Origin of the sequence: Caulobacter ginsengisoli (genome assembly GCF_030814835.1) — a bacterium.
Lineage (GTDB): Bacteria > Pseudomonadota > Alphaproteobacteria > Caulobacterales > Caulobacteraceae > Caulobacter > Caulobacter ginsengisoli.
In genome coordinates this window covers 248735-272313 of sequence record NZ_JAUSVS010000004.1, presented here as the reverse complement: position 1 = coordinate 272313, position 23579 = coordinate 248735, and the positions used below count along the sequence as shown (strand labels likewise).

The 23579-nt window shown below is 67.7% G+C and carries 29 protein-coding genes; 13 read left to right on the top strand and 16 right to left on the bottom strand.

What is annotated here, in order from left to right:
* The first annotated feature begins 33 nt into the window (after positions 1 to 33).
* Both QO010_RS13020 and QO010_RS13015 read left to right on the top strand, forming a co-directional pair.
* A complete protein-coding gene (locus QO010_RS13020; protein ID WP_307349765.1) occupies positions 34 to 474 on the top strand; it encodes a DUF2834 domain-containing protein in 441 nt (146 codons plus the stop codon).
* 97 nt (positions 475 to 571) lie between these two features.
* Complete coding sequence (locus QO010_RS13015; protein WP_307349763.1) at positions 572 to 1120, top strand: tetratricopeptide repeat protein; 549 nt, start codon at positions 572 to 574, stop codon at positions 1118 to 1120.
* Between the two features lie 19 nt (positions 1121 to 1139).
* Here the strand turns inward: QO010_RS13015 and QO010_RS13010 are convergent, their stop codons facing one another.
* A complete protein-coding gene (locus QO010_RS13010; RefSeq protein WP_307349761.1) occupies positions 1140 to 1316 on the bottom strand; it encodes a hypothetical protein in 177 nt (58 codons plus the stop codon).
* Positions 1317 to 1416: 100 nt separating this feature from the next.
* On the opposite strand from QO010_RS13010, the gene QO010_RS13005 reads away from it, so the two are divergent.
* Entirely contained in the window at positions 1417 to 2340 is a 924-nt protein-coding gene (locus QO010_RS13005) for a LysR substrate-binding domain-containing protein (RefSeq protein WP_307349760.1), read from the top strand.
* 94 nt (positions 2341 to 2434) lie between these two features.
* Positions 2435 to 3271, top strand: coding sequence for a hypothetical protein (locus QO010_RS13000; protein ID WP_307349758.1), 837 nt, complete (start codon positions 2435 to 2437; stop codon positions 3269 to 3271).
* On the opposite strand, the gene QO010_RS12995 is transcribed toward QO010_RS13000, so the two are convergent.
* A complete protein-coding gene (locus tag QO010_RS12995) occupies positions 3268 to 4956 on the bottom strand; it encodes a M28 family metallopeptidase (protein WP_307349757.1) in 1689 nt (562 codons plus the stop codon). The two genes, QO010_RS13000 and QO010_RS12995, sit on opposite strands and share 4 nt — an antisense overlap.
* Positions 4957 to 5075: 119 nt before the next feature.
* Here QO010_RS12995 and QO010_RS12990 point away from each other — a divergent pair, with 119 nt between their 5' ends.
* The gene (locus tag QO010_RS12990; RefSeq protein WP_307349755.1) at positions 5076 to 6566 is read left to right on the top strand and encodes a VWA domain-containing protein; all 1491 of its coding nucleotides are present in this window, start codon (positions 5076 to 5078) and stop codon (positions 6564 to 6566) included.
* On the opposite strand, the gene QO010_RS12985 is transcribed toward QO010_RS12990, so the two are convergent.
* On the bottom strand, positions 6563 to 7408 hold the full coding sequence (locus QO010_RS12985; protein WP_307349753.1) for a metal-dependent hydrolase: 846 nt from the start codon (positions 7406 to 7408) through the stop codon (positions 6563 to 6565). The genes QO010_RS12990 and QO010_RS12985 overlap by 4 nt on opposite strands.
* Before the next feature lie 62 nt (positions 7409 to 7470).
* Between QO010_RS12985 and QO010_RS12980 the strand changes: the two genes are divergently transcribed.
* Positions 7471 to 8064 (top strand): TetR/AcrR family transcriptional regulator, encoded by a 594-nt coding sequence (locus QO010_RS12980; RefSeq protein ID WP_307349751.1) that lies wholly within the window; start codon positions 7471 to 7473, stop codon positions 8062 to 8064.
* Here QO010_RS12980 and QO010_RS12975 read toward each other — a convergent pair.
* From QO010_RS12975 to QO010_RS12965, 3 genes are all read right to left on the bottom strand, one after another.
* A complete protein-coding gene (locus tag QO010_RS12975; RefSeq protein ID WP_307349749.1) occupies positions 8061 to 8324 on the bottom strand; it encodes a hypothetical protein in 264 nt (87 codons plus the stop codon). The two genes, QO010_RS12980 and QO010_RS12975, sit on opposite strands and share 4 nt — an antisense overlap.
* Before the next feature lie 149 nt (positions 8325 to 8473).
* Positions 8474 to 8683 (bottom strand): cold-shock protein, encoded by a 210-nt coding sequence (locus QO010_RS12970; RefSeq protein ID WP_307349747.1) that lies wholly within the window; start codon positions 8681 to 8683, stop codon positions 8474 to 8476.
* A gap of 228 nt (positions 8684 to 8911) precedes the next feature.
* Positions 8912 to 10576: a GMC family oxidoreductase gene (locus QO010_RS12965; protein WP_307349745.1), complete on the bottom strand. Its 1665-nt coding sequence runs from the start codon at positions 10574 to 10576 to the stop codon at positions 8912 to 8914.
* 127 nt (positions 10577 to 10703) lie between these two features.
* Between QO010_RS12965 and cdd the strand changes: the two genes are divergently transcribed.
* On the top strand, positions 10704 to 11126 hold the full coding sequence (gene cdd / locus QO010_RS12960; protein ID WP_307349743.1) for a cytidine deaminase: 423 nt from the start codon (positions 10704 to 10706) through the stop codon (positions 11124 to 11126).
* 95 nt (positions 11127 to 11221) lie between these two features.
* Here the strand turns inward: cdd and rplL are convergent, their stop codons facing one another.
* From rplL to groES, 5 genes are all read right to left on the bottom strand, one after another.
* Complete coding sequence (gene rplL, locus QO010_RS12955) at positions 11222 to 11605, bottom strand: 50S ribosomal protein L7/L12 (RefSeq protein WP_307349741.1); 384 nt, start codon at positions 11603 to 11605, stop codon at positions 11222 to 11224.
* Positions 11606 to 11653: 48 nt separating this feature from the next.
* The gene (gene rplJ / locus QO010_RS12950) at positions 11654 to 12169 is read right to left on the bottom strand and encodes a 50S ribosomal protein L10 (protein ID WP_307349739.1); all 516 of its coding nucleotides are present in this window, start codon (positions 12167 to 12169) and stop codon (positions 11654 to 11656) included.
* A 336-nt stretch (positions 12170 to 12505) separates the two neighbouring features.
* On the bottom strand, positions 12506 to 12898 hold the full coding sequence (locus tag QO010_RS12945) for an STY0301 family protein (RefSeq protein WP_307349737.1): 393 nt from the start codon (positions 12896 to 12898) through the stop codon (positions 12506 to 12508).
* 119 nt (positions 12899 to 13017) lie between these two features.
* Positions 13018 to 14655, bottom strand: coding sequence for a chaperonin GroEL (groL, locus tag QO010_RS12940; protein WP_307349735.1), 1638 nt, complete (start codon positions 14653 to 14655; stop codon positions 13018 to 13020).
* A 57-nt stretch (positions 14656 to 14712) separates the two neighbouring features.
* On the bottom strand, positions 14713 to 15000 hold the full coding sequence (groES, locus tag QO010_RS12935; protein ID WP_307349733.1) for a co-chaperone GroES: 288 nt from the start codon (positions 14998 to 15000) through the stop codon (positions 14713 to 14715).
* A 197-nt stretch (positions 15001 to 15197) separates the two neighbouring features.
* Between groES and QO010_RS12930 the strand changes: the two genes are divergently transcribed.
* The 4 genes from QO010_RS12930 (at position 15198) to QO010_RS12915 (ending at position 18390) form a co-directional block, all read left to right on the top strand.
* The gene (locus QO010_RS12930; RefSeq protein ID WP_307349731.1) at positions 15198 to 15584 is read left to right on the top strand and encodes a VOC family protein; all 387 of its coding nucleotides are present in this window, start codon (positions 15198 to 15200) and stop codon (positions 15582 to 15584) included.
* A 25-nt stretch (positions 15585 to 15609) separates the two neighbouring features.
* Entirely contained in the window at positions 15610 to 16020 is a 411-nt protein-coding gene (locus QO010_RS12925) for a DUF4345 domain-containing protein (protein ID WP_307349729.1), read from the top strand.
* Between the two features lie 125 nt (positions 16021 to 16145).
* Complete coding sequence (locus QO010_RS12920; RefSeq protein ID WP_307349727.1) at positions 16146 to 17867, top strand: hypothetical protein; 1722 nt, start codon at positions 16146 to 16148, stop codon at positions 17865 to 17867.
* Between the two features lie 100 nt (positions 17868 to 17967).
* Positions 17968 to 18390: a DUF2141 domain-containing protein gene (locus tag QO010_RS12915; RefSeq protein ID WP_307349725.1), complete on the top strand. Its 423-nt coding sequence runs from the start codon at positions 17968 to 17970 to the stop codon at positions 18388 to 18390.
* 314 nt (positions 18391 to 18704) lie between these two features.
* Here QO010_RS12915 and QO010_RS12910 read toward each other — a convergent pair whose 3' ends face one another.
* The 4 genes from QO010_RS12910 to QO010_RS12895 all read right to left on the bottom strand — a co-directional run bounded on the left by QO010_RS12910 (position 18705) and on the right by QO010_RS12895 (position 21835).
* On the bottom strand, positions 18705 to 19544 hold the full coding sequence (locus QO010_RS12910; protein WP_307349723.1) for an alpha/beta fold hydrolase: 840 nt from the start codon (positions 19542 to 19544) through the stop codon (positions 18705 to 18707).
* Between the two features lie 93 nt (positions 19545 to 19637).
* A complete protein-coding gene (locus tag QO010_RS12905) occupies positions 19638 to 20945 on the bottom strand; it encodes an acyl-CoA dehydrogenase family protein (RefSeq protein ID WP_307349720.1) in 1308 nt (435 codons plus the stop codon).
* 90 nt (positions 20946 to 21035) lie between these two features.
* Positions 21036 to 21278 (bottom strand): helix-turn-helix domain-containing protein, encoded by a 243-nt coding sequence (locus tag QO010_RS12900; RefSeq protein WP_307349718.1) that lies wholly within the window; start codon positions 21276 to 21278, stop codon positions 21036 to 21038.
* Positions 21279 to 21280: 2 nt separating this feature from the next.
* Entirely contained in the window at positions 21281 to 21835 is a 555-nt protein-coding gene (locus QO010_RS12895) for a DUF2975 domain-containing protein (RefSeq protein ID WP_307349716.1), read from the bottom strand.
* 110 nt (positions 21836 to 21945) lie between these two features.
* On the opposite strand from QO010_RS12895, the gene QO010_RS12890 reads away from it, so the two are divergent.
* On the top strand, positions 21946 to 22536 hold the full coding sequence (locus QO010_RS12890) for a GNAT family N-acetyltransferase (RefSeq protein ID WP_307349714.1): 591 nt from the start codon (positions 21946 to 21948) through the stop codon (positions 22534 to 22536).
* Positions 22533 to 23132, top strand: coding sequence for a GNAT family N-acetyltransferase (locus QO010_RS12885; RefSeq protein ID WP_307349712.1), 600 nt, complete (start codon positions 22533 to 22535; stop codon positions 23130 to 23132). Before QO010_RS12890 ends, QO010_RS12885 begins: the two co-directional genes overlap by 4 nt.
* Here the strand turns inward: QO010_RS12885 and QO010_RS12880 are convergent.
* Positions 23123 to 23575 carry a DUF6265 family protein gene (locus QO010_RS12880; protein ID WP_307349710.1) on the bottom strand — a complete coding sequence of 151 codons (453 nt, stop codon included), beginning with the start codon at positions 23573 to 23575 and terminating at the stop codon, positions 23123 to 23125. The genes QO010_RS12885 and QO010_RS12880 overlap by 10 nt on opposite strands.
* Between the last annotated feature and the right edge of the window lie 4 nt (positions 23576 to 23579).

Here is a 23579-nt window from a genome sequence, read left to right as displayed (position 1 = left end):
CTAGCCAGCCGCAAAGAGCCGGGAGGACGACCCATGACCGCCACTCAGCGCGGACTTTGCCTGGCCTATGGCCTGATCGCGGCCCTCGCCCTGATCGCCACCTGGAGCCAGAACCTGGCCTATTTCGGCGGCGGGCCGCTGGACGCTTTCGTCCGTTTCTTGATCGAGACCAAGGCCAATCCGGCCAGCCGCTCGATCACCGTCGATATCGGCTTTTTCCTACTGGCCGCCGCGGTCTGGATGGTGGTCGAGGCCCGCAAGCTGAAGATCCGCTTCGTCTGGCTGTATGTGATCTTCGGCTATCTGGTGGCGATCAGCGTCACCTTCCCGCTGTTCCTGATCGCGCGGGAAATGCGGCTGGCGGTCCAGGACGGCGCGCCGCCGCCGGCCCGGCTGACCGCCTCGGACCTGATCGGACTGGGCCTTGTGGCGGCCAGCGCGGCGGCGCTGAGCTGGTTCCTGCTGCTGTCCTAGATGGCCGTGTGTCGGCCAGTCGGACCGCCGACGCCTTCCCTTTGGCCCGGCAATCGGCGAGGCTCCTCCGAGGCGGGTATTTTTGAGGGGCGAGCCCATGTTCAGATCGATTTGGGCCGGCGGCGTGGCGCTGGTGCTGTTGGCGGCGTGCAAACCGGCTCCGCCCGAGCCCATGCCGGCCGACCTGAACACCGGCGAGCAGTGCTTCAAGGACGGCCACTACGGCTGCGCGGCGCAGAACTTCTACGGCTATCTGAAGCTCTATCCGAACGACACCCACGCCATGGCCATGGAGGCGTTCAGCCTGACCAAGCAGGGCGCCCACAAGGACGCCATCTACTGGTACAACAAGGCGGCCCAGGCGGGCGTCGGGACCTATGACTTCTACGCCTTCTATGCCGAGAGCCTGGAGGCGACGGGCGACCTGGACGGAGCGATCAAATACAATCGCCGCTCCCTGGACCTGGTCCCGACCCTGGTCGATGTGCGCGGCTCCCTGGCGGGAGAACTGGTCAAGCAGGGCAAGCCGCAGGAAGCGCTCGACTTGCTGGAATCCTTCGACCGCGGCCTGATCAAGCAGGGCCACCCGCCCTACTTCACCGGCCAGATCCTGGCCATCAAGGACCAGATGAAGGCGGCCAAGTAGCCGCGCCCCATGGCGGCTCTCAGTGCGGCGCCGCCAGGTTGAACAGGCCGGCGGCCGGGCGGGCCGTCCGCACCGGTTCGGTGTGCAGCGAGGCCTCGGCGATGCGGCGGCGCTCGGCGCGGGCGGCCAGGGCCTGTTGCAGCATCAGCAGCCAGCCGAAGGTGGTTTGCTTATGGGTGGCATGGGGCATTTCCATGACGGGCGCTCCTGGTTCGAGGTGAATTTGTGAGAGCGTTGTCGCGCCGAAGCCCCCGCGTGACAAACGCGTCCTCCTGCTCTATCCATCAGGGCTGCTTATGTCAGACCTGCTCGCCACTATCCCGCTCAGCGCCATCCGGGTCTTCGAGGCCGCGGCGCGGCTGAAAAGCTTCACAAGGGCGGCCGACGAACTGGGCGTCACCCAGGCGGCGGTAAGCTGGCAGGTGAAGGCGCTGGAGCAGCGATTGGCCCAGCCGCTGTTCCGGCGTCTCCCCCGCGAAGTGGCGCTCACGCCCGCCGGCGAGCGGCTGGCCCGGGCGGCCAGCGAGGCGGTCGGGCTGCTGCGCACGGCCCTGGCCGACCTGACCGAGACCGGCGAGGGGGTGCTGGCCATCTCGACCCTGCAGTCCCTGGCCACCCAATGGCTGGCGCCGCGGCTGGGCGGTTTCCAGCTGGCCCACCCGAAGATCGCCGTGCGGCTGGAGACCAGTTCGCGGGTGATCGACCTGAACCACGAACCGATCGACCTGGCCCTGCGCGGCGGCGACGGCCAATGGCCGGGCCTGGAGACCCATCGGATGTTCTCCTCCCAGGGCACGCCGGTCTGCACGCCGGCGATGCGCGAGCAGTTGGGCGGCCTGGCCCGGCCCGAGGATCTGCTGGACGCGCCCCGCATCGGCAACGAGGGGGAGTGGGCGGAATGGTTCGAGGCGGCCGGCGTCACGCCGCCCCAAACGCGGCGCGGCGGCCTCCGGCTGGAGGCGGACCTGCAGGCCATCGAAGTCGCCTCGGCCCTGGCCGGACAGGGGGTGGCCCTGGCCTCGCCCATCCTGTGGAGCGGTGAGATCGCCCGCGGCCAGCTGGTCCGGCCGTTCCCAACGGTCATCGACTATGGCCGGGGCTATTGGCTGGCCTATCCCGCCGACCGCCGCCGCTCGCCCAAGATCGCCGCCTTCCGCGACTGGCTGCTCAAGGTCCTGGCCGAGGACCCGCTGACTGCGACCGTTTCTCCTGACAGGTGATTGTGACTGGCGCTCGACATATGACGGGGGTTAGCTTCCCCGACCGCGAGCACTGCCCGGAGGCCGTCAGGCCGTGCCACCGATGAGAGGCCCCATGGCCGTGACGACCGATGATCGCATAGGCCAGACCTTCGACATCGGCCGGGTCATCGGACGGGTATTCACAACTTTCAAGAGAAACGCCGTCACTTTCGGGGTGGCCGGTTTCATGGTCTGGCTGCTGACCGCCGCGATCGAGCTGGGCGCCTCCCTGGCCGCCGCCACCGCCGTCAGTCCCCAGCACCGCAACGAGTGGCTCAGCCACGGCTTTTTCGGTGGGCTGGGCATCCTCTGCATCCTGGGCTTTCTGCTGCCATTGGCCTTTGTCCACGCCATGGTGGTCTGGGGCTCGATCAGCGACCTGACCGGCAAGAAGCCCGGCGTCGGCCAGTGCCTGCGGGCCGGCTGGCGCCACATGCTGCCGGTGGCCGGGGTCGGGGCGCTCTATATGCTGGGGGTCTGGGCCGGGGCCTGGTTCCTGGTCATCCCCGGCCTGGCGCTGGCCACCGTCTGGGCCGCCGCCACCCCCTGCCAGGTCTGGGAAGACACCGGCGTCATGGAGTCCCTCTCGAACAGCATCGCGCTCACCGAGAACAACCGCCTGGCCATCTTCGGGCTGCGGCTGGTCATGGGCGTGATCGGGTTTGGAGTGGTGGCGGCCACCCTGCTGATCGTGAGTCTGCTGGTCGGCGCCACCATGCCGGCCATCTACGAGGCGGCCGCCGACGCCAACCCGCTGGCCGTCGGACTGGGGGTGCTCGACCTGCTGCTCTACATGGCGGCCATCGTCGTGCTGCTGGCCGGCGGCTCGGTGGTCCCGGCCGCCATCTATGTCGAGCTCAAGGCGCTAAAGGGCGAACTGCCAGGCGCGACGCTCGAGGGCTTCAACTAGCGCTGTCGCCGCTCGCCGCTGCTCTGGGCGCGGATGGCGGCGAATTCCGAGCCGGTGTTCCAGTCGGGCCAGACCCGGCTGTTGGCCAGCGCCCCGCCCGCCACATAGAGCAGCTCGACATCCTGGGCCGCCCCGCGCAGGTCCCACTTGGAGCTGAAGCTGTCGCAGGTCTGGTGATAGCAGTTGGCGGTGTAGTCGCTGACCCATTGGTCGCCGGCCTTGCGACCGCCCTTGACCAGGTCGGCCCCGCCGCCGATCCCCATCAGCAGCAGCACCGGCACGCCGCGCTTGGCCAGGGAGAAGTGGTCCGCGCGATAGAAGAGACCGCGCTCGGGCCTGGCGTCGGGCGTCACCGTCCGGCCCTGGCGGGCGGCGGCGTCGGCCAGGCCCCGCTCCAGGTCGTTCTGGCCGGCCCCGACCAGCACCACGTCGCGGGCCGGGCCGGCGGTCTGCAGCACATCCATGGTGTAGCTGCCGGCGATGCGTGACAGGGACACGGTCGGATGCTGGGCCCAGTATTCCGAGCCCAGCAGGCCGCGCTCCTCGGCCGTCCATACCCCAAACACCAGGCTGCGGTCCGGACGCGGGCCCTTGGCGAAGGCCCGGGCCAGTTCCAGGAGGCCCGCCACCCCGATGGCGTCGTCGGCGGCGCCGCGACGGATGGTCTGGCCGGTGGCGTCGGGGGTCGGGGCGATGCCGTAGGCGTCCCAGTGGGCCGAGAACATCACGCTCTCGTCCGGCCGCTTGGCGCCGGGCAGCCTGGCCAGGATGTTGTGGCTGACCACCTGGGCCTGGGTGACCTTCAGATCGGCGCGGAACCGCACGCCCTCCAGGGTCACAGGCTTGAAGCCGGCCGTGCGCGCCTGGGCCTTGAGGGCCTCCAGATTGAGGCCCGCCGCCAGGAACATGGCGTCGGCCGTGTTGCGCTGGATCCAGCCCTGGAAGGGCACGCGGCCCTTGCCGCCGTCCTCGCGGACGACGTCGAACATCTCACCCTTCGGGGCGGCCACCGTCACCCAGCCATAGCCGGCGCCGGGGGTCTCATGAACGATCAGCGCCCCGGCCGCGCCCCGCCGGGCGGCCTCCTCGTACTTGTAGGTCCAGCGGCCGTAATAGGTCATGGCCTTGCCGCCGAACCTGCCGGCGACCGGCTCGCCGGCCTTGGCCTCGAAGTCCGGGTCGTTGACCAGGAAGACAACGATCTTGCCCTTCAGGTCGACGCCCTTGAAGTCGTCCCAGCCGCGTTCCGGGGCGGAGACGCCATAGCCGACGAAGACCAGCGGCGCGTCGTCGACCTTGATCTGGTCCTTCGGTTGGACGGTGGAGAGATAGATGTCCTGGCCGATGACCAGCGGAACCTCGGCCCCGCCCTCGATGAGCGCCGCCGTCGAGTCCGGCTCGACCTGGGTCTTGAGCAGTGGCACCTCCTGGGTCCAGGACCCGCCCGGCCCCGCCGGCTGCAGCCCCAGCGCCTTGAAGCGCTTCACCAGGTAGTCGATCGTTTTCTGCTCGCCGGGGCCGGCCGGGGCTCGGCCGGCGAAGGGGTCGGAGGCCAGGGTCTTGACGACGCCGGCCAGCCGCCCGGGGCTGATCGGGCCGGAACCCTTCTGCAGCGTCGCGGCATAGGCGGCCAGGGGCAGCAGGACGAGGGCCAGGGCGACGAGGCTGAAACGGCGTGCGGACATGGCGGCGGGACTCATCAAAACGATGCGCGCAACCTAGACCCAGCCGGCCGCCGAGCAAGCGCGGTTTACGCGCGCCGCCGGCTGGCCAATAGTGGACGGACAACTTGGGGGGCCGTCGCATGCGCAAGGTTTGGATGGGTCTGGGCCTGGCCGCCTGCCTGGCGGTCTCGCTGCCCCTGGCGGGCTGCGAGCATGTCGGCGGCGTCAAATCCGGCGAGGACACCGTCGCAACCGGCGGCGGAGACACCGAGGTCGGGAGCGTGGTGGTGACCGGCTCCAGGAAGCCGGGGTCGGGCGACAGCAGGCGGAGCCGTGGTGAAACCGCGCCGCCGGCGCCACCGCCTCCTCCTCCTCCGCCGCCTCCGCCGCCGCCGCCCCCGGCGTCGTTTGCCCCCCCTGCGGTGATGGATTTGCCGGTGGCTGTCACGACCTCCGAAGGCCTTGTCGACGCGCCGAAGGCCGACCCGGCGGCGCCGGCAATTCCCCCGGCGCCGGAGCCGCCGCGCCCGCTACCCCAGGCCGGCCTCCTGACCGCCGGCGACTATGACGACCTGCTGAACCCCGGCATGTACGCCGCCTACGTCAAGCGCCATCCCCGGCAGATCAACGCCCAGTCCCTGCCCTATCCCGACACCCTGGGCCGGATCACCATCCTGGTGCGCGACGCCGCCGGCAAGCCGGCCGCCCTGGCCAGGGTGGTGGTCAACCGGGGCGACGACGCGGCCCTGGTGATGACCACGGCGGCCAATGGCACGGTGACCCTCTACCCCAATCTCGATCGCCTGCCCGAGCGCTTCCAGGTCACCGCGACGCCGCTGGCCGGCGGGGCCGAAGCCCGGTCCGACGTCGTGCTGGCCAGCCTGAAGGGCAAGCGGCAGGTGAACCTGACCCTGTCCTCGCCCTCGGCGCCGGTCGCCAAGCTGGATCTGCTGCTGGTGGTCGACGCCACCGGCAGCATGGGCGACGAGATGACCTATCTGCAGAGCGAACTGACCTCGATCGTCGGCGACCTGGACCGCATCCTGCCAGGCGTGGATGTGCGGGTGGGTCTGATCGTCTATCGCGACAAGCAGGACGAGTACGTGCTACGCGACTTCGCCTTCACCCGCGACATCAAGGCGCTGCAGGCCGATTTCGCCAGGCAGCGGGCCAACGGCGGGGGCGACGAGCCCGAGGCCATGGACCAGGCCCTGGCCAAGGCCATGGGCTACGACTGGCGGCCGGACGCGGCCAAGGTGCTGATGCTGGTCGCCGACGCCCCGCCGCACGACGCCGACATTCCCGCGACCTGGGGAACCGCCATCCAGGCCCGCTGGCGGGGCCTCCATATCCTGCCGGTGGCGGCCAGCAGCACCAACCCGACCGCCGAGTTCCAGATGCGGGCCATGGCCGCCCTGACCCAGAGCCGCTACGTCTTCCTGACCGACGACAGCGGGGTGGGCCTGCCGCACAGGGACCCGGAGGTGAACTGCTACCAGGTCAGCAAACTGAATGGCCTGCTCAGCCGGGTGCTGGCCTCGCTGGTCTCGGGCCAGCGGGTCGAGGCCAAGCCCGACCAGGTGATCCGTACGGTCGGGGTCTACGACAAGGGTATCTGCAAGGCCGGCTAAACGGCCGCCGCCGGAACCAGGCTGTCCTCGATCCCGGCCAGCAGGGCGCGGTCGTCCTTCTGCCAGGGATGGAAGCCCGGCCGGTACCAGGCCAGGTAATGCGGCAGGATGCGGCGCAGGACGCCCGGCTTGCCGAACACGAAATAGCGCCAGGCCGCGCCGCGCATCGACCTGGGCTCGATGCCGTCCTGGCGCAGCAGGTCGGCGGTGTTGACGATCATCGAGTGGCCGAAGGCCAGGGTGATCAGGGCCATGCTGATCGACCGCATCATCCAGCGGCGGACCGGCGGCAGGTCGGCCATCACCGCCGCCAGCACGTCGAAGGCCACCGCCTTGTGCTCGATCTCCTCGACCGCATGCCAGCGCCAGAGCTTGACCAACGCCTCGGGCGCCCCGTCGAAATCCTCGGGATGGGTCAGGGCGTCATGGGCCAGGATGGCGGTGAAATGCTCCAGCGCCGCCGTCGCGGCCAGCTGGCCCAGATGGGGCCGGGTGCGGGCGAAGGCCACCCGGTTCAGGGTGCGGATCTCGATACCGCTCATGTTGTAGCGCCTGGCCAGGGCCTGGTTGAAGGCCAGGTGCTCGCGGGTATGGGCCGCCTCCTGGCGGACAAAGGCGGCGATCTGGCCGCGCAGAGGTTCGCCCACCCGGTCCTTGAAGCGGGCCACCGCCTCGATGAACAGCTTCTCGCCCTCGGGAAAGGTGCCGCTGAGCGCATTGTGCCAGGCCGTCGCCAGCGGATCGCCGTTCAGCCACCAGCGGCCCTCGGCCTGTTCTGACTGGAAACGATAGTTTCGGGGCTGGATGGTCAGATCGGCGGGGGTGCGGCTGGCGTCGATCATGCGGCTTCTCCATAGTCCCCCTGACCGAGATAGAATGGATTCTACTGACAAAAATGTCAACAGTGAGACGGCGGCGTTCCCCGGAGGCGGCCCGCTCCGAGGCGGTGGCGGCGGCGCGCGACATCCTGCTGGAGGCGGGACCGGCGGCGGTGACGCTCAAGGCGGTGGCGGCCAAGCTGGGCATGAGCCACGGCAACCTGCTGCATCATTTCGGCAGCGCCGGCGAACTGCAGGCGGCCCTGATGGCCTCGATGGTCAGCGACCTGGTCGCGGCCCTGGAGGCGGCGGTGGCGGCGGTGCGCGAGGGGGCGGCCGAGCCGGGCGCGCCGGTGGATATCGTCTTCAAGGCCTTCGCGGAGGGCGGGGCGGCCAAGCTGGCCGCCTGGCTGGCCCTGAACGACGAGACCCAGCAGCTGTCGCCGATCGGGGGCCAGATCCGCGCCCTGGTCTCGGCCCTGGAGGCCCCGTTCCGCGACCTGCCCGACTATGACGGCGTCCAGGTGCGGCGGCTGGTGCTGAATGTCGCCAACCACGCCTTCGCCGAGGCCCTGATGGGCCCGGAGCTGCGCGGCATGCTGGACCTGCCTCAGCAGGCGGTGGTGCGGATGGCCAAGGACCCGATCCTGGCGGCCCATCCCTGGACCAAGAGCAGCTAGTCGGCCTGCAGGTTGCTCATGGCCACGTCGCCAATGACGACCTTGACGTCCATGAAGTGCATCACCCCGTCGGTGAAGCGGACCTCGTCGACGCTGACCTCGCGGCTGCGCTTGATCAGCGCCGCGTCGCGGAAGGTCAGGTGCAGGGTCATGGCGCCGCGCTTGCCGCCGGCCGCCTCCGCGGTCTGGATGGCGTTACGCAGGCCGCCGATGCCGAGGGGCTGGGGCGGCAGAACCGCCTTGGACGATGCGCGGCTCATGACGAAGGCTCCAGATTTGAGATGATCCTATCACGCCTGGGGTCCCCACAGGGATTTAATGCGTCGGATCGGTGACATTGGGCGGGGACAAAGAAAAACGGGCCGGCGCAGGGCCGGCCCGTTTAAACAGACGGTAGTGTCAGCGGGCCTTAGCCGGCCGACAGTTGACCGGCCGACATCTTGCCGTTGCGGGCGTCGCGCTCGAGCTCATAGTTGAGCTTCTGGCCTTCATGGATCGAGCCGAGCGAGGAGCGCTCGACCGCGGAGATGTGGACGAACACGTCGCCGCCGCCTTCATCGGGAGCGATGAAGCCGAAGCCTTTTTGCGCGTTGAACCACTTAACGGTGCCGGTAGCCATAGATGATAACCTTGCGTAGATTGTATTCAGCCCGCGAGATGCGGCCGAGCGATCAAAAATCTCGAGGGTTTTGGAGGGCGATCTCGGTCCCCGAAGGGATGATCCGAAGTTGCGAGCCGCGCCATTTCGATGTTCGATTTAAGTCGTATCTCATGAATAGGCTGGACGAACAAGGAAATCCTGGGAAATAGGGTTGAGGGCGGATTCACACCCGCCCTCATCAAACCCTTATGCCGCCAGCGCCGCCGTCTTGCCGAGGATCATGTCGGCCGCCTTTTCGGCGATCATGATGGTGGGGGCGTTGGTGTTGCCCGAGACCAGGCGCGGCATCACCGAGGCGTCGACGACCCGCAGACCCTCGACCCCCCGCACGTTGAGCTGCGGATCGACCACGGCGCCAGGCCCATGGCCCATCTGGCAGGTGCCGACCGGGTGGTAGATGGTCGAGCCGCTCATCCGGGCGAACTCCAGCAGCGCCTCGTCCGACTGGAAGTCGGGACCCGGCATCAGTTCATGCTCGACATAGGGCTTGAGCGCCGGCTGGCTGGCGATCGCGCGCGACCATTTAAGCGAGGCCACCGCCACCTCCTGGTCCAGCGGGTTGGAGAGGTAGTTGGGCTGGATCGAGGGATAGACGGTCGGATCGGCCGAGACGATGCGGATCGCGCCGCGGCTCTCCGGTCGCACCTGGCAGGGGGCGATGGTCAGGCCGGGCGCGCCCTCCAGCTCCATCTTCTGCTCGTTGACCAGCTTCTCGACGTCCATGGTGGCCGGCAGGATGTGGAACTGGATATCCGGCGACGACAGGTCCGGACGCGACTTGCAGAAGGCCGCGATATGGGCGGCCGACAGGGTCAGCAGGCCCTTGCGCTGGAAGAGGTATTTCATCGCCTCGCCGAGGAAACGCGGCCCCTTGGTCAGCTCGTTGACCGAGACCGTGCCGGCTTTCAGGCGATAGGTGACGCTCATCACATAGTGGTCCTGCAGGTTCTCCCCGACCCCGGGAGCGTCGACCAGGACCTCGATGCCATGCTGTTTCAGCAGAGCCGCCGGGCCGATGCCCGAGAGCTGCAGCAGCTGGGGCGAGTTGATCGCCCCGCCGCAGAGGATGACCTCCCTGGCCGCCTTGGCGGTGCGCGTGACGCCGCCTTGCGTGAACTCGACCCCGACGGCGCGCTTGCCCTCGAACAATACCTTGCCGGTCAGGGCCCGGGTCTCGACGCGCAGGTTGGCGCGGCCCATGGCCGGGTGCAGATAGGCGACGGCGGCCGAGCAGCGCTGGCCGTTCTTGACGGTCAGCTGGTAGTAGCAGACCCCCTCCTGGTCGGCGCCGTTGACGTCCGGATTGCGCGGAATGCCGGCCTCGACACAGGCCTCGACCACGGCGTCCGACACCTCATGGGTGGTGGTGACGTCCGAGACGTTCAGCGGCCCGCCGGTGGCGTGGAAATCGCCCGCCCCGCGTTCCTGGTGCTCGGCGCGCAGGAAGTAGGGCCGCACATCGTCCCAGCTCCAGCCCTCGCAGCCCAGCTGGCGCCAGCCGTCATAGTCGGCATGCTGGCCGCGGATATAGAGCAGGCCATTGATCGAGGACGACCCGCCCAGCACCTTGCCGCGCGGCCACATATGGACCCGGCCTCCCGTGCCGGGATCGGGCTCGGTGGGATAGAGCCAGTTGACCTTGGGATCCTTCAGGGTCTGGGCGTAGCCGACCGGCACGTGGATCATCAGGTTGGAGAGGAACTGCGAGGGCTCCTTGGTCGGCCGATCGTCGCCGCCGGCTTCCAGGAGCAGGACCCGGGTCTTGCCGTCGGCGCTCAGCCGGTTGGCCAGCACGCAGCCGGCGCTGCCCGCCCCGACGATGATGTAGTCGGCTTCCAGGTCGTTGCTCATGGTCTTCCTCCCGATGGGCCGCACAATCGCGCCACGCCCGGAGAGGTCAAGGCTCACCTAAGGGCAAGGCATTGACGCGAAAGGAAAGCCGGGCCATCCATGCTCGTCCCTTGAGCTGGAGTTCGGCATGGGACGTCCATCCGTGATCGCCGCAGACCTGCTGAGCCGCCTGGAAACCCAGCTGGCCAACGCCTACTGCCCCTATTCCAAATTCCAGGTCGCGGCGGTGGTCGAGGACGACCAGGGGGCCTTGCACGCCGGCTGCAATGTCGAGAACGCCGCCTATCCGATCGGCAACTGCGCCGAGGTCTCGGCCCTGGCGGCGATGATCGCGGCCGGCGGGGCGCGGCGGGCCCGCACCGTCTATGTCACCGCCGAAACCGCCGGCGAGCGGATCGCCGTCCAGCCCTGCGGCGCCTGCCGCCAGCGCATCGCCGAGTTGGCGTCTCCGGAAGGGTGCGAGGTGGTGATGGTGGGGTCGGGCGGGACCATGGAGCGGGTCAGCCTGCAGGCCCTGCTGCCGAATGCGTTCAGTCTGCCCGTGAAATAGAAAACGGCCCCGGGGAAGCCCCGAGGCCGTCAACTTTAGGCGCTGGATCCCCGCTTTCGCGGGGATAGCTCGTGGGGCTCGATGCGCCCCATCGGCTACTTCACTTGGACCGAGGCGCCGGCTTCTTCGAGCTTCTTCTTGATTTCGTCGGCGACCTGCTTGGAGACGTTCTCGACGACGTTCTGCGGAGCGCCTTCGACCAGGTCCTTGGCTTCCTTCAGGCCGAGGTCCGGACGAACCGAGCGGACTTCCTTGATCACGTTGATCTTCTTGTCGCCACCGCCGGTCAGGACGACGGTGAACTCGGTTTGCTCTTCGGCGGCTTCAGCCGGGGCGGCGGCGGCCGGGCCGGCGGCGGCGGCGGCCACCGGGGCGGCGGCGCTGACGCCCCACTTTTCTTCCAGCATCTTGGACAGCTCAGCGGCTTCCAGGACGGTCAGGGTCGACAGTTCGTCGACGATCTTTTCAAGCTTGGACATGGGATAGGTTCCTTGAGGGTGTGTTTGTCGATTGTGCGAAGATGACGGTCAGGCGGCGTCTTTGGCGGCATAGGCGCCAACGACGCGGGCCAGCTGGCCGGCCGGAGCCTGCAGGATGCCGGCGATCTTGGTCGCCGGAGCCTGGAGAAGGCCCACGATCTTGCCGCGGAGTTCGTCGAGCGAAGGCAGCTTGGCCAGCGTATCGACGCCCTTGGCGTCCAGGACCTGTTGGCCCATCAGGCCGCCAATGACGGTGAACTTGTCGTTCTCCTTGGCGTACTGGGCCGTGACCTTGGCGGCGGTGACGGCGTCCGGCGCATAGGCGATGGCGACCGGGCCCGAGAAGAGGGCGTCGCCCGCTTCGCCGACCGACCCGCCGAGGGCCTTCTGAACCAGAGTGTTCTTCACCACCTTCAGCGCCGCGCCATCCTTGCGGAGGCGCAGACGCAGGTCCGTCATTTCCGCAACGGTCAGACCCATATAGTGGGTCACGACCACGGCGCCGGCATCCGCGAAGACGCCCTTTAGGGCTTCGATCGCTTCCGCTTTTTGTGCGCGGTCCATTGCGGTCTCCTACTCTTCTCGGCGTTCGGACCATCCGAACGCCGTAAACGTCCACGCGGGATCGCTCCCAAGCGGGCGTCGTCAGACCTGTCCCAAGGAAAGTCGGCCGGGATCGGGCCCGCAATGGAGCCCGGCGAACCGGCGTCGCTATCCCTGTCTCCCGACGGCGAGGAAGGGCTCTTCCTCGATTACAGCGCCGGTGACCCCGGCGTTCCGCAGTTCTCAAACAGGACCGTCGCCTGGCGGAGCCGGGCGGCGGAAGCGGGGCGTATAGAGCAAGACGTCGGCGATTTCAACCGCGCGCCCTTTCCTCCCCGCGAAGCGGAGAAGGAAAGGCTAGCCGCAGGAGACGTCGACCGGCTGCCAGTTGGTGGTGCGCCTGGCCGCCTCGAAGGTGGCGGTGCAGAAGGTGATGGTCTTGGGCAGGATGCGAACCTGCTTGGAGCCGCCGTAGCCACAGACCAGGGTGATCTTCTGGCCGGCGCTGAAGCTCCACTTGTTGACCAGCTTGCCGTCGGTCTCGCCCGAGCTTTCGGGAGCCAGGGTGGCGTTGTCGGTTACCGCGCCCTCATAGAAGTCGACGGTGCGCAGGTAGGTGGGGATGCCCGACAGCGGCCGGAAACCCTGGCAGATCGTGCGGGGCTTGGCTTCGGCCTGGGCGGTGGAGGGGGTGAACGCGGGGGCGGCGCTGGCGACCAGGGCCGCGGCGAGAACTAGACGAAAGATCAAAACGGATACTCCCAGAAAGATTGGCCGGCACGCTGGTCGCCCAGGACGGCCGGGTCAAGCCAAAGAAAAGGGCGGAGCCTTTCGGCCCCGCCCTCTCTCGTCTCGATGTCTCAGACTTCTTAGAAATCCATATCGCCCATGCCGCCGCCCGGCATCTGCGGCGCGGCGCCGCCCTTCTTGGGGGCTTCGACGATGGCGGCTTCCGTGGTGATCATCAGGCCGGCCACCGAGGCGGCGTCCTGAAGCGCGGTGCGGACCACCTTGGCGGGGTCGATGACGCCGTCGGCGACCAGGTCGACATACTTCTCGGTCTGGGCGTTGAAGCCGAAGGTGGCCGAGGCGTTGTCCAGCACCTTGCCGACCACGATCGAGCCTTCGACGCCGGCGTTTTCGGCGATCTGACGGATCGGGGCCTGCAGGGCGCGGCGGACGATGGCGATGCCGGCCGTCTGGTCGTCATTGTCACCAACCATGTCGGCCAGGATCTTGGAGGCCTTCAGCAGGGCGACGCCGCCGCCGGGAACGATGCCTTCTTCCACGGCCGCGCGGGTCGCGTTGAGGGCGTCGTCGACGCGGTCCTTCTTTTCCTTCACTTCGACTTCGGTCGAGCCGCCGACGCGGATGACCGCGACGCCGCCGGCCAGCTTGGCCAGACGCTCTTGCAGCTTTTCCTTGTCGTAGTCGCTGGTGGTGTCTTCGATCTGCTTCTTGATCTGGCCGATGCGGGCCTCGATGCCGGCCTTGTCGCCCACGCCGTCGACGATGGTGGTGTCGTCCTTGGTGATGGTGACCTTCTTGGCCTTGCCGAGCATTTCGATGGTGACGTTCTCGAGCTTGATGCCCAGGTCCTCGCTGATGACTTCACCGCCCGTGAGGATGGAGATGTCTTCCAGCATGGCCTTGCGGCGATCGCCGAAGCCCGGCGCCTTGACGGCCGCGACCCGCAGGCCGCCGCGCAGCTTGTTGACCACCAGGGTGGCCAGGGCTTCGCCTTCGATGTCCTCGGCGATGATCAGCAGGGGACGGCCCGACTGAACGACGGCTTCCAGCACCGGCAGCAGGGGCTGCAGCGAGGAGAGCTTCTTTTCCGACAGCAGGATGAGCGGGTCTTCGAGGACGACCTCCATCTTGTCGGCGTTGGTGATGAAGTAGGGCGACAGGTAGCCGCGGTCGAACTGCATGCCTTCGACGACGTCCAGTTCGGTTTCCAGGCTCTTGGCCTCTTCGACCGTGATGACGCCTTCGTTGCCGACCTTGTCCATGGCCTTGGCGATCATGGCGCCGACATCGGCGTCGCCGTTGGCCGAGATGGTGCCGACCTGGGCGATTTCTTCGTTGGTGGTGACCTTCTTGGAGATCGACTTGATCTCGGCCACGACCTTGATCACGGCCTTTTCGATGCCGCGCTTCAGGTCCATCGGGTTCATGCCGGCCGCGACCGACTTCAGGCCTTCCACGACGATGGCCTGGGCCAGGACGGTGGCGGTGGTGGTGCCGTCGCCGGCCTTGTCGTTGGTCTTGGAGGCGACTTCACGGATCAGCTGGGCGCCGAGGTTCTCGAAACGGTCGGACAGTTCGATTTCCTTGGCGACCGAGACGCCGTCCTTGGTCGAGCGCGGGGCGCCGAAGGACTTTTCGATCACGACGTTGCGGCCCTTGGGGCCTAGGGTCACCTTCACCGCGTTGGCGAGGATGTTGACGCCGCGCAGCATCTTGTCGCGCGCGTCGGAGGAGAAATAGACGTCTTTAGCGGCCATCTCGTTGTTCTCTTTTCTTTGAAATGTGGGGAGGAGGGATCGTCGCGGCGGCGGCTGTTAGGCCAGCACGCCCAGGACGTCGCTTTCCTTCATGATGATCAGGTCTTCACCGTCGACCTTCACTTCGGTGCCCGACCACTTGCCGAACAGGATCTTGTCGCCGGCCTTCAGTTCCAGGGGCTGGACCTTGCCGCTTTCGTCGCGGGCGCCGGGGCCCACGGCGACGACTTCGCCTTCCTGGGGCTTTTCCTTGGCGGTGTCGGGAATGATGATCCCACCCTTGGTCTTAGCTTCTTCTTCGACGCGCTTCACCAGCACGCGGTCGCCGAGGGGGCGAAATTTCATCGGGTCGTCTCCGTCCGAACGTGGATGCGAAAGGGGTGGCCGGCGCTCAGGCAGACCGCTGTTAGCAGTCGGGCCATGTGAGTGCCAACGCAGGCTGGGAGGTAGGGTCGGGACTGATCAGAGTCAAGGCGCCGGGCCGGCGGACGGCGCCTATATGTTCAGGTCAGGCCCCAGGGTGGAGGCCAGGGAGGATCATCATGCTCGACCATATCGGCATCACCGTCAGCGACGTCGGCCGCGCCAAGGCCTTCTATGACGCCGCCCTCGCCCCGCTGGGCATCGGCATCGTCATGCAGGTCAGCGCCGAGGTGACGGGCGGCCAGGCCTATATCGGCTACGGCTCGCAGGGCAGGCCGTATTTCTGGGTGGGCGGCGGCGGGCCGGACACCGGGCGGCTGCATGTGGCGTTCAGCGCCCCGGACCGGGCCGGCGTGGACGCCTTCTACAAGGCCGCGATGGCCGCGGGCGGGCGGGACAATGGCCCGCCGGGGCTTCGGCCACATTATCACCCCAACTACTATGGCGCATTCGTGCTTGACCCGGACGGCCTCAATGTCGAAGCGGTCTGCCACGCCCCCGCCTGAAGTCCGGCCCGCCTGAGACCCGTGAATGATGTTTTCGATTCTCCTCGCCATCCTGGCCTGCAGCCTGGGCGGCGCCCTGGGCGGCTTCGTGCTGGCCCGGCCAGACCAGGCGGCGATCCGCATCGCCGCCGGTCCCTGGGGCGAGGAGGCGGGGCGGGTGCAGGCGCGGGTGATCGGGGCCATGCTGCTGGTCAGCCACGGGGCGACGGCCGCCTTCCTGGGCTATGCCCCGGCCCTCGGCTCAGCGATGGCCCTGACCCTTTCCTTCCTGTGGTTCGGCGCCGCCGCCGGCCACGGCCTCTCCATGGCCCGAGGCCAGGCCAGCGAGCGGGTCAATCTGTGGATGGCGCTCGCCGAGATCGGCATGGCCGCCCTGCTGCTGGCCCCCTTCCTGCGTCTGGGCCACGCGGCCGCCCGCTCGATCAACTACCTCTAGCAACTACCTCTAGCGCCATCGGCCCAGGCCCATGATTTGGAATTGATCGGCGTCGCCGTCGGTTCTACCCATAGGCGAACACGTCCGGCGATGTCCGCCGGAGTGGCCTAAGGGGGGAGGCGGCGATGAGCGATCCGGGCGCATATCTGACGATCTGGGAAACCGACAACTTCCGCGACCACCAGATCCTGTTCACCGGCGACGCCAAGGATCTGACCCAGATCAAGGCGCCCGACGCGCCCAACGCCAACGACTGGGCGGCTTCGCTGGCCACCGGTCCGAGCACCTGGGCGGTCGCCTACACCGACGTCGACTGGGCGGGCCCGGCCCTCTATATCGGCCCCAACACCGCCTTCGCCGACCTGACCAGCGTCGAAGTGGACGGCAAGCCGTTCGGCAAGAACCTCTCCAGCCTCAAGCTGTGCGCCGAGCGCCCCGCCGACTGGCCGGGAACCACGGCGCCCGCCAAGACGCCGTCCCTGTGGCGGGGCTCGATCCTCAGCGATCTGGGCCGGGCCTCGGTCAACGAGAAGATCAAGGACCTCTGCAAGGACGCGGTCGGCGAAATTCCGGAGGTCGGCGAGTTTCTGGGCAGGATGATCTCGCTGCTCTGGCCGGACAACAAGCCCACCGACGAGGAGATCTGGGGCGGCATCCAGGACTGGGTCGAGAGCCTGGTCTCCGACCTGGCCATCGCGGAGGAGAACACCCTCAGCCAGGATCAGATCAACGGCCTCTACAACCTGCTGACCCGGCTCAGCGACGGCGCCGCGGCCGGCGCCGGCAGGATCGAGCAGGACTACGCCTATCTGTTCAACCAGCTGATCGGGACCAACCTGCCCTTCTTCGCCGGACTGTCGCCGCCCGCCGCCGCCGGGGCGCTGGACAAGATCGTGCTGTTCGGCACCGTGGCCCTGGTGGTCCTGCGGGTGGGCTACACCAACTGCGCCCAGATCTATGGCGACGACACCCTCAAGGACGCGAACCTGAAATGGGTGACCAGCTACATCGCCCAGCTGCGCCAGGCGGTCGGCGCGGGCATCGAGTTCGCGAAGCAGCAGCGGCTTGCCAAGGTGAGCGTGGTCGGCGACGCCGCGACCGACCCCTACCTGCAGACCTATACCGGCTATTCCACCAACCCGACGACGGGGGCCACCGACGTCAAGTTCTACCAGGACAACTACGCCGGCCCGACCTTCGACGCCCTGTTCGCGCCTTATCGGGAAATTCTCGACTACTGGACCTATTTCGACCAGCCGGCCGGCACGCCCCTGGCCCAGGCCACGGTGCAGGTGAAGATGGGCGCCTGGGGCGGCAACCAGATGACCCTGACCGGAGAGCTCAAGGACACCCAGGGCGACCATGAGTGTTTTCACTTCGACACCAACAATCCCGCCGAGGGCTACAAGCCGCCCGCGCCGGGCGCCTATGTCACCGACCTCACGCTCAGTGGGGTGAACGGGCTGGAGATCGGCTTCTCCGACAAGTCCAGCCAGAAATACGGCTACTGGGCAGTCAATCAGCCAACGGTTTCCTATGCCGGACTGAACGGCGCGGACCGGGCCATCACGGCGGCGTTCGGGGCCTGGGACCATGGCCTCAAGAGTCTGCAGTTCCGCACCAGCTTCCCCAATCCCGATGGCTACGACATCGGCGCCTATCGAAGCGGAGACGACGGCACGGGTCCCTTCCCGTTCACCTCGAACGGTCCGGACGGCGCCTCGGCCGTGCTGAGCGGGCTGTTCGGCGTGATGAACGACGACCCAAGCAGCTTTGCCCTGCACGCCATCGGCTTCTACTGGACCTACAGCCGCATCCAGCCCTTCGCCGGCTACACGGGACCCTGAGACCCCAGGAGGCGGCGCCGCCGCGCGCCCTCGAAAAACCCGTTGACGACAGATAACTTTGTGATACAAAGTTCTTCATCAACTCGAATGGAGACGACCGATGAAGGCGATTGCAAGCGTTGTGGCGGTGGCGGCCCTGGCCTTCGCCGGACAGGCCCTGGCGGGCGATGTGACGGTGACCCTGACCGGGGTGCAGGCCAAGGGCGGCCAGGTGCTGGTCTCGCTGCAGAAGCGCGACCAGTTCATGCAGCCGACCGCCGCCTACGGGACCAAGGCTCCGGCCACGGCCGGCGACATGACCGTGACGATCAAGGACGTGGCTGCCGGCGATTACGCCGTGGTGGTCATGCATGACGAGGACAGCAACTTCCAGATGGCCATGGCCGACAACGGCATGCCCAAGGAAGGCTGGTCGATGAGCGGCAGCCCCTCGATGACCAGCAAGCCGACCTTCGACGAGGTCAAGGTGGCGGTCCCGGCCGAGGGAGCCTCGGTCACCGAAGCGATGGTCTATCCCAACTGACCCCAGAACGATAACAGCGGCCCGATCCAACTTGAGAGGCTGGCGCGCGCGGGCGGGCCAGCCCCTTTTCTTTGGTTGCCAGGACGGCTCCAACTCCTCACCCGTAGGGGGGGACGACCGCGCCAGAGCGCGGTCCGGGGAGGGGGTCTTCGGGCAGGGGCGCGGCCTTCGCCTATGACTCGCGGGCGTCTTGCAGTCCGCCCGGCCCAAACGGGATAATCCCAGCCCTTGCCCGAACACCCCCACCTGGCCGGCCACGGGCGCGCTCGATGCGCGCCTCGGGCGGGCCGTCCGCCCCCTACGGAGGCGGAGTTCTAAACCCCGACCGCCGCTTCCAGCCAGGCCTTGAGGTCCTGGACCACCTCCATCTGGTTGGTCTCGTTGAGCATCTCGTGGCGGCCGCCGGGATAGACCTTCAGGGTGACGTTGGTCAGGCCCGCCGCCTTGAAGCGGTCCAGCACCGGCTGCAGCCGGGCCAGATGGTCGTTCAGCGGATCCTCGTCGCCGACCACCACATAGATGGGCAGGTCCTTGCGCACCTTGGCCAGGGCGTCCGGCGCCGCCTGGCGCAGGACCACGGGCTCGAAGCTGGCGCGGGAGGCGTCGGTGAAATTGATGCCGCAGCGCTTGTCGGCGACGTAGCGGTCGACCGCGGCGGGGTCGCGGCTCAGCCAGTCATAGGCCGTGCGACCCTCGAAGCCGGCGTTGAAATCGATATCCGGCGGCAGCAGTTCGAAGGCGCAGGTGCCCGACAGCACGATGGCGTCGACCAGGTCAGAGTGATCCAGCATCCAGGTCTGGGCCAGCATCGCCCCCATGCTGTGGCCCATCAAGACGACGGGGACGCCGGGGTTCTCCTCGCGGATGCGGTGGGTCAGGGCGGTCATGTCGCCGAGCACCGCCGAGGCGCCGCCGGGACCGAAGTCGCCCAGGCTATCAGGGCTGGTCGCGCCATGGCCGCGATGGTCGTCGGCATAGAGGTCCCAGTTATCCTCGATCAGCAGCGACAGCGGCGCGGGATAGCGGCCGGCATGTTCACCGGCCCCGTGGCTGACCTGCAGCACCGCCTTGGCGGCTTTAAAGCCCTTCCAGCGATAGCCGGCGATGGACGCGCCGTCCTCGCCCTCGAACCTGAAACGGCGTTCCTGAAACATCGCACCCCCAAAAGGAAAATGGGCCCCCAAGAGAAAACGGCCCGCGACCCTGAAGGCCGCGGACCGCCGTCTGTCAACTCAGCGCCGCCGATCCTAGCGGATGCCGGCCACTTCCAGCGAGCGCTCGCGCTCGGCCTTCTGCTGCATCTTCAGGTCGCCGTACTTGCCGAATTCGTCGCGGGCGATGGTGCGGCAGTGGACTTCGTCAGGGCCGTCGGCCAGGCGCAGGGTGCGCTGGTGGGCATAGGCGCTGGCCAGGCCGAAGTCGGTGGTGACCCCGGCGCCGCCATGGGCCTGGATGGCGTCGTCGATGATCTTCAGGGCGATGCGGGGCGCCGCAACCTTGATCATGGCGATCTCCAGACGGGCCGACTTGTTGCCGGCCTTGTCCATCATGTCGGCGGCCTTGAGGCAGAGCAGGCGGCACATCTCGATGTCGATGCGGGCCTCGGCGACGCGTTGTTCCCAGACGCTGTGGTCGGAGAGGTATTTGCCGAACGCCTTGCGGCTCATCAGGCGCTTGCACATTTTCTCGAGCGCGACTTCCGCCGTGCCGATGGTGCGCATGCAGTGGTGGATGCGGCCAGGGCCCAGGCGGCCCTGGGCGATCTCGAAGCCGCGGCCTTCGCCCAGCAGCAGTCCATCGACGATCGGGACGCGGACGTCCTTGAGCAGCACCTCGGCGTGGCCGTGCGGGGCGTCGTCATAGCCGAACACCGGCAGCATGCGGACGATCTCGATGCCGGGGGCGTCCATCGGCACCAGGATCTGCGACTGCTGGGCGTGGCGGCTGGCGTTGTCCGGGTCGGTCTTGCCCATGACGATGGCCACCTTGCAGCGCGGATCGCCCACGCCCGAGGACCACCACTTGCGGCCGTTGATCACATAGTCGTCGCCGTCGCGGCGGATTTCGGTCTCGATATTGGTGGCGTCCGAGGAGGCCACGGCCGGCTCGGTCATCAGGAAGGCCGAGCGGATTTCGCCGTTCATCAGCGGCTTCAGCCAGCGGTGCTTCTGCTCCAGCGTGCCGTAGCGCATCAGGACTTCCATGTTGCCGGTGTCCGGCGCCGAGCAGTTGAACACCTCGGACGCGAAGCCGATCTTGCCCATCTGCTCGGCGATCATGCTGTATTCGAGGTTGGTCAGCTGGACGCCTTCGAACTGGAAGGTGTCGTCCACATGGATCTGGCCGCTGTGCGGCGGCATGAAGAAGTTCCACAGGCCGGCGGCCTTGGCCTTGACCTTCAGCTCCTCGACGACCTGGACCACCTTCCAGCGGGCCGGGCCCAGGACGTTCATTTCCTCTTCGTAGCGCGGGATGGCCGGGCGGATGTGCTCTTCCATGAAGGCCACGACGCGGTCGAGAAACTGACGCTGCTTGGGAGAGATATCGAAGTCCATGGGAGGGCCCTTCCCTAGAGGATGGATGGTTCAAACAGTTGTTTGAACGCATCATGCACCAGCCTTACCCAAGGGGCAAGCGGGGCGTGGCTAATCCTCAGCGGCCCCGCCCCGTTCCGCGTCTGCGGGATCCAGGTCATAGTCGAGCAGGTCGCCGGGCTTGCAGTCCAGAACCGCGCAAATGGCGGCTATGGTTTCGAACCGCACCCCGCGCACCTTTCCGGTGCGCAGCAGCGACATCTGGGTTTCCGACAGGCCGATACGCTGGGCCAGATCCCGCGCCCGCATCTTGCGGCGGGCCAGCATGATGTCGAGGGTGACGACGACGGGCATCGTCAGATGAAGTCCGACAGCTCGGCCTTCAGCGAGGCGTTCTCGCCGGACAGCGATTGGGCCCTGGCCATCATCCGGCCCAGCACCAGAATGGCCCCGCCGACCACGGCGATGACCCAGGTCTCCGGCTCAAGGTGAAAACCGCCGAAGCGCCAGTCGCCGTCGATGCTGCCCAGCAGGATGGGCACGATAAGGGCCGTGGCGGCCGCGCCCCAGAGCAGGGACGAGCCTACCTCGGACAGGCATTTGGAATTGGCCCGCGAGAACAGCTCGCCCTCGGACACCCGGCCGAAAATCTCGGCGGCGGCCAGCAATCCGCCCAGGTAGCAGACCACCGGCAGGAACGTGACCAGGCGCCGGAACACCGGCTTGGCGGCCTCCCAGAAGCCGGTCCAGTCGCCATGGCTGAAGGCGTCGGCGGCCGGACTGATCAGGCTCAGCAGCTTGAGCAGCACCAGCAACTGAACGGCCAGGGTCACAGCCGCCACATAGGCGACGACCTGGAAGGTCCTGGCCTGTCCCGTCAGTGTCGAATCGGTGTCCGGCGTGGAGGTCATCGGTCCTGCTCCTTATCCTTTCATGCCAATTATTTTAGGTTTTATATAAAGTCAATAGCATCCCACGCTAAGCGGTTCACAAGCCCGCCCGGCTTTGCGAAGCTGGCGGCATGAACCTGCGCCCCAAGCTTCTCAAAGGCCGCTACGTGCGGCTCGAACCCATCACCGCCGAGCACAAGGACGAGTTGCGCGGCGCCGTCGACTGCGATCCCGAGGCCTGGGAGATCATGTCGGTGAACGGCTGCGGCGAGGGCTTCGAGGACTGGTGGGGCGCCCTGCATGGCGAGACCGAGCGCGGCGAGCGGATCGGCTACGCCATCCGCCGGATCAGCGACAAGCGGGTGGTCGGCACCTCCTCGATCCTCAACATCCGCCGGCTGCACAAGGGGCTCGAGATCGGCGCCACCTTCCTCAACCCCGAGGTCCGCTCGGGACCGATCAATCCGGAATCCAAGCGCCTGCTGCTGGGCCACGCCTTCGACGCCGGCGCCATCCGCGTGGAGTTCATGGTCGACAACCGCAACACCCGCAGCCACGCCGCCGTGCTGAAGCTGGGCGCCACCGAGGAAGGCGTGCTGCGCAACCACAAGATCACCTGGACCGGCCATGTCCGCGACACGGCGGTGTTCTCGATCACCGACGACGACTGGCCCGCCGTGCGCGACCGCCTGGACTTCAGGCTGCAAGAGACGTTCGCGTGATCGAGGCGCGTCCGCCGGCAGAAACCCTGACCGGCCGGTTCGTAACGCTGGAGCCGCTGGCCGAGGTCCACAAGGAAGACCTGCGCGCCGCCTGCGAGGCCGATCCTGACATCTGGGACCTCTATCCCTATTCGATGGCCGGCGAGCATTTCGAGCCCTACTGGGCGGGCGCCATGAAGCGGATGGCGTCGGGCGTCTTCATGCCCTTCGCGGTGGTCGTCGAGGGGCGGTGCATGGGCGTCTCCTGCTACTTCCTCGACCCGCCCAACAGGACCCTGGAAATCGGCGGCACCTACTATCACCCGGCCGTCCGCGGCACGGGGGTCAACCCGGAAAGCAAGCGCCTGCTGATGGCCCACGCCTTCGACCACGGCGTCATGCGGGTCGGCTACAGGGTCGATGCGCTCAACGCCCGCAGCCGGGCGGCGGTGCTGAAGCTGGGGGCGGTGCAGGAGGGCATCATCCGGGCCGACCGCATCACCTGGACCGGCCGCACCCGCGACACCGTCAACTTCTCGGTCCTGGCGGCGGAGTGGCCGGCGGTGCGGGATCGGCTGGACGCGCGGCTGGCGGCGCTCGCCCCGTCTCAGGGCTGACGCCTGTAGCGCCATTCCAGGCTCATGGCCTTGCCGTCCATGGTCCCTTCGATCCGGGCGCAGAGGTCGCCTTCGCAGCGCCAGTAGATGACCCGCTGTGGGAAGTCGTGCGCCGGGTTTTCGAACACCGCCCGGCCCTTGGCGTCGGGAATCTGCCTGAAGTCGGTCGGCGGCTGGCCGGCCGGCAGGGCGGTGAACACCAGCCCCTCCGGACGGGCGGTGATCCTGGCGAACTCGACCTCGGTCGGTTTGCCCGGGCGATAGGTCTGGGTGACCCCGGCCATGACCCCGCCCTTGGCCGGCAGCCAGGTCTCGCGGGTCTGGACATCTCCATCCTGCTGGGCCCAGTCGCCGGCCATGAAGGCCAGGCTATCGATGGCCTGAGCCGGATCGGCCAGGACGGGGCCGGCGAGCAGCAGGACAAGGGCGAGGGCAAGGCGCATGGCG

What these genes read in the sequence shown, in the direction of transcription:
- QO010_RS13020 (WP_307349765.1), top strand. Translation starts at nt 34, where the DNA reads ATGACCGCCACTCAGCGCGGACTTTGCCTGGCCTATGGCCTGATCGCG.
- QO010_RS13015 (WP_307349763.1), top strand. Translation starts at nt 572, where the DNA reads ATGTTCAGATCGATTTGGGCCGGCGGCGTGGCGCTGGTGCTGTTGGCG.
- QO010_RS13010 (WP_307349761.1), bottom strand. Translation starts at nt 1,316, where the DNA reads ATGGAAATGCCCCATGCCACCCATAAGCAAACCACCTTCGGCTGGCTG.
- QO010_RS13005 (WP_307349760.1), top strand. Translation starts at nt 1,417, where the DNA reads ATGTCAGACCTGCTCGCCACTATCCCGCTCAGCGCCATCCGGGTCTTC.
- QO010_RS13000 (WP_307349758.1), top strand. Translation starts at nt 2,435, where the DNA reads ATGGCCGTGACGACCGATGATCGCATAGGCCAGACCTTCGACATCGGC.
- QO010_RS12995 (WP_307349757.1), bottom strand. Translation starts at nt 4,956, where the DNA reads ATGTCCGCACGCCGTTTCAGCCTCGTCGCCCTGGCCCTCGTCCTGCTG.
- QO010_RS12990 (WP_307349755.1), top strand. Translation starts at nt 5,076, where the DNA reads ATGCGCAAGGTTTGGATGGGTCTGGGCCTGGCCGCCTGCCTGGCGGTC.
- QO010_RS12985 (WP_307349753.1), bottom strand. Translation starts at nt 7,408, where the DNA reads ATGATCGACGCCAGCCGCACCCCCGCCGATCTGACCATCCAGCCCCGA.
- QO010_RS12975 (WP_307349749.1), bottom strand. Translation starts at nt 8,324, where the DNA reads ATGAGCCGCGCATCGTCCAAGGCGGTTCTGCCGCCCCAGCCCCTCGGC.
- QO010_RS12970 (WP_307349747.1), bottom strand. Translation starts at nt 8,683, where the DNA reads ATGGCTACCGGCACCGTTAAGTGGTTCAACGCGCAAAAAGGCTTCGGC.
- QO010_RS12965 (WP_307349745.1), bottom strand. Translation starts at nt 10,576, where the DNA reads ATGAGCAACGACCTGGAAGCCGACTACATCATCGTCGGGGCGGGCAGC.
- cdd (WP_307349743.1), top strand. Translation starts at nt 10,704, where the DNA reads ATGGGACGTCCATCCGTGATCGCCGCAGACCTGCTGAGCCGCCTGGAA.
- rplL (WP_307349741.1), bottom strand. Translation starts at nt 11,605, where the DNA reads ATGTCCAAGCTTGAAAAGATCGTCGACGAACTGTCGACCCTGACCGTC.
- rplJ (WP_307349739.1), bottom strand. Translation starts at nt 12,169, where the DNA reads ATGGACCGCGCACAAAAAGCGGAAGCGATCGAAGCCCTAAAGGGCGTC.
- groL (WP_307349735.1), bottom strand. Translation starts at nt 14,655, where the DNA reads ATGGCCGCTAAAGACGTCTATTTCTCCTCCGACGCGCGCGACAAGATG.
- groES (WP_307349733.1), bottom strand. Translation starts at nt 15,000, where the DNA reads ATGAAATTTCGCCCCCTCGGCGACCGCGTGCTGGTGAAGCGCGTCGAA.
- QO010_RS12930 (WP_307349731.1), top strand. Translation starts at nt 15,198, where the DNA reads ATGCTCGACCATATCGGCATCACCGTCAGCGACGTCGGCCGCGCCAAG.
- QO010_RS12925 (WP_307349729.1), top strand. Translation starts at nt 15,610, where the DNA reads ATGATGTTTTCGATTCTCCTCGCCATCCTGGCCTGCAGCCTGGGCGGC.
- QO010_RS12920 (WP_307349727.1), top strand. Translation starts at nt 16,146, where the DNA reads ATGAGCGATCCGGGCGCATATCTGACGATCTGGGAAACCGACAACTTC.
- QO010_RS12915 (WP_307349725.1), top strand. Translation starts at nt 17,968, where the DNA reads ATGAAGGCGATTGCAAGCGTTGTGGCGGTGGCGGCCCTGGCCTTCGCC.
- QO010_RS12910 (WP_307349723.1), bottom strand. Translation starts at nt 19,544, where the DNA reads ATGTTTCAGGAACGCCGTTTCAGGTTCGAGGGCGAGGACGGCGCGTCC.
- QO010_RS12905 (WP_307349720.1), bottom strand. Translation starts at nt 20,945, where the DNA reads ATGGACTTCGATATCTCTCCCAAGCAGCGTCAGTTTCTCGACCGCGTC.
- QO010_RS12900 (WP_307349718.1), bottom strand. Translation starts at nt 21,278, where the DNA reads ATGCCCGTCGTCGTCACCCTCGACATCATGCTGGCCCGCCGCAAGATG.
- QO010_RS12895 (WP_307349716.1), bottom strand. Translation starts at nt 21,835, where the DNA reads ATGACCTCCACGCCGGACACCGATTCGACACTGACGGGACAGGCCAGG.
- QO010_RS12890 (WP_307349714.1), top strand. Translation starts at nt 21,946, where the DNA reads ATGAACCTGCGCCCCAAGCTTCTCAAAGGCCGCTACGTGCGGCTCGAA.
- QO010_RS12880 (WP_307349710.1), bottom strand. Translation starts at nt 23,575, where the DNA reads ATGCGCCTTGCCCTCGCCCTTGTCCTGCTGCTCGCCGGCCCCGTCCTG.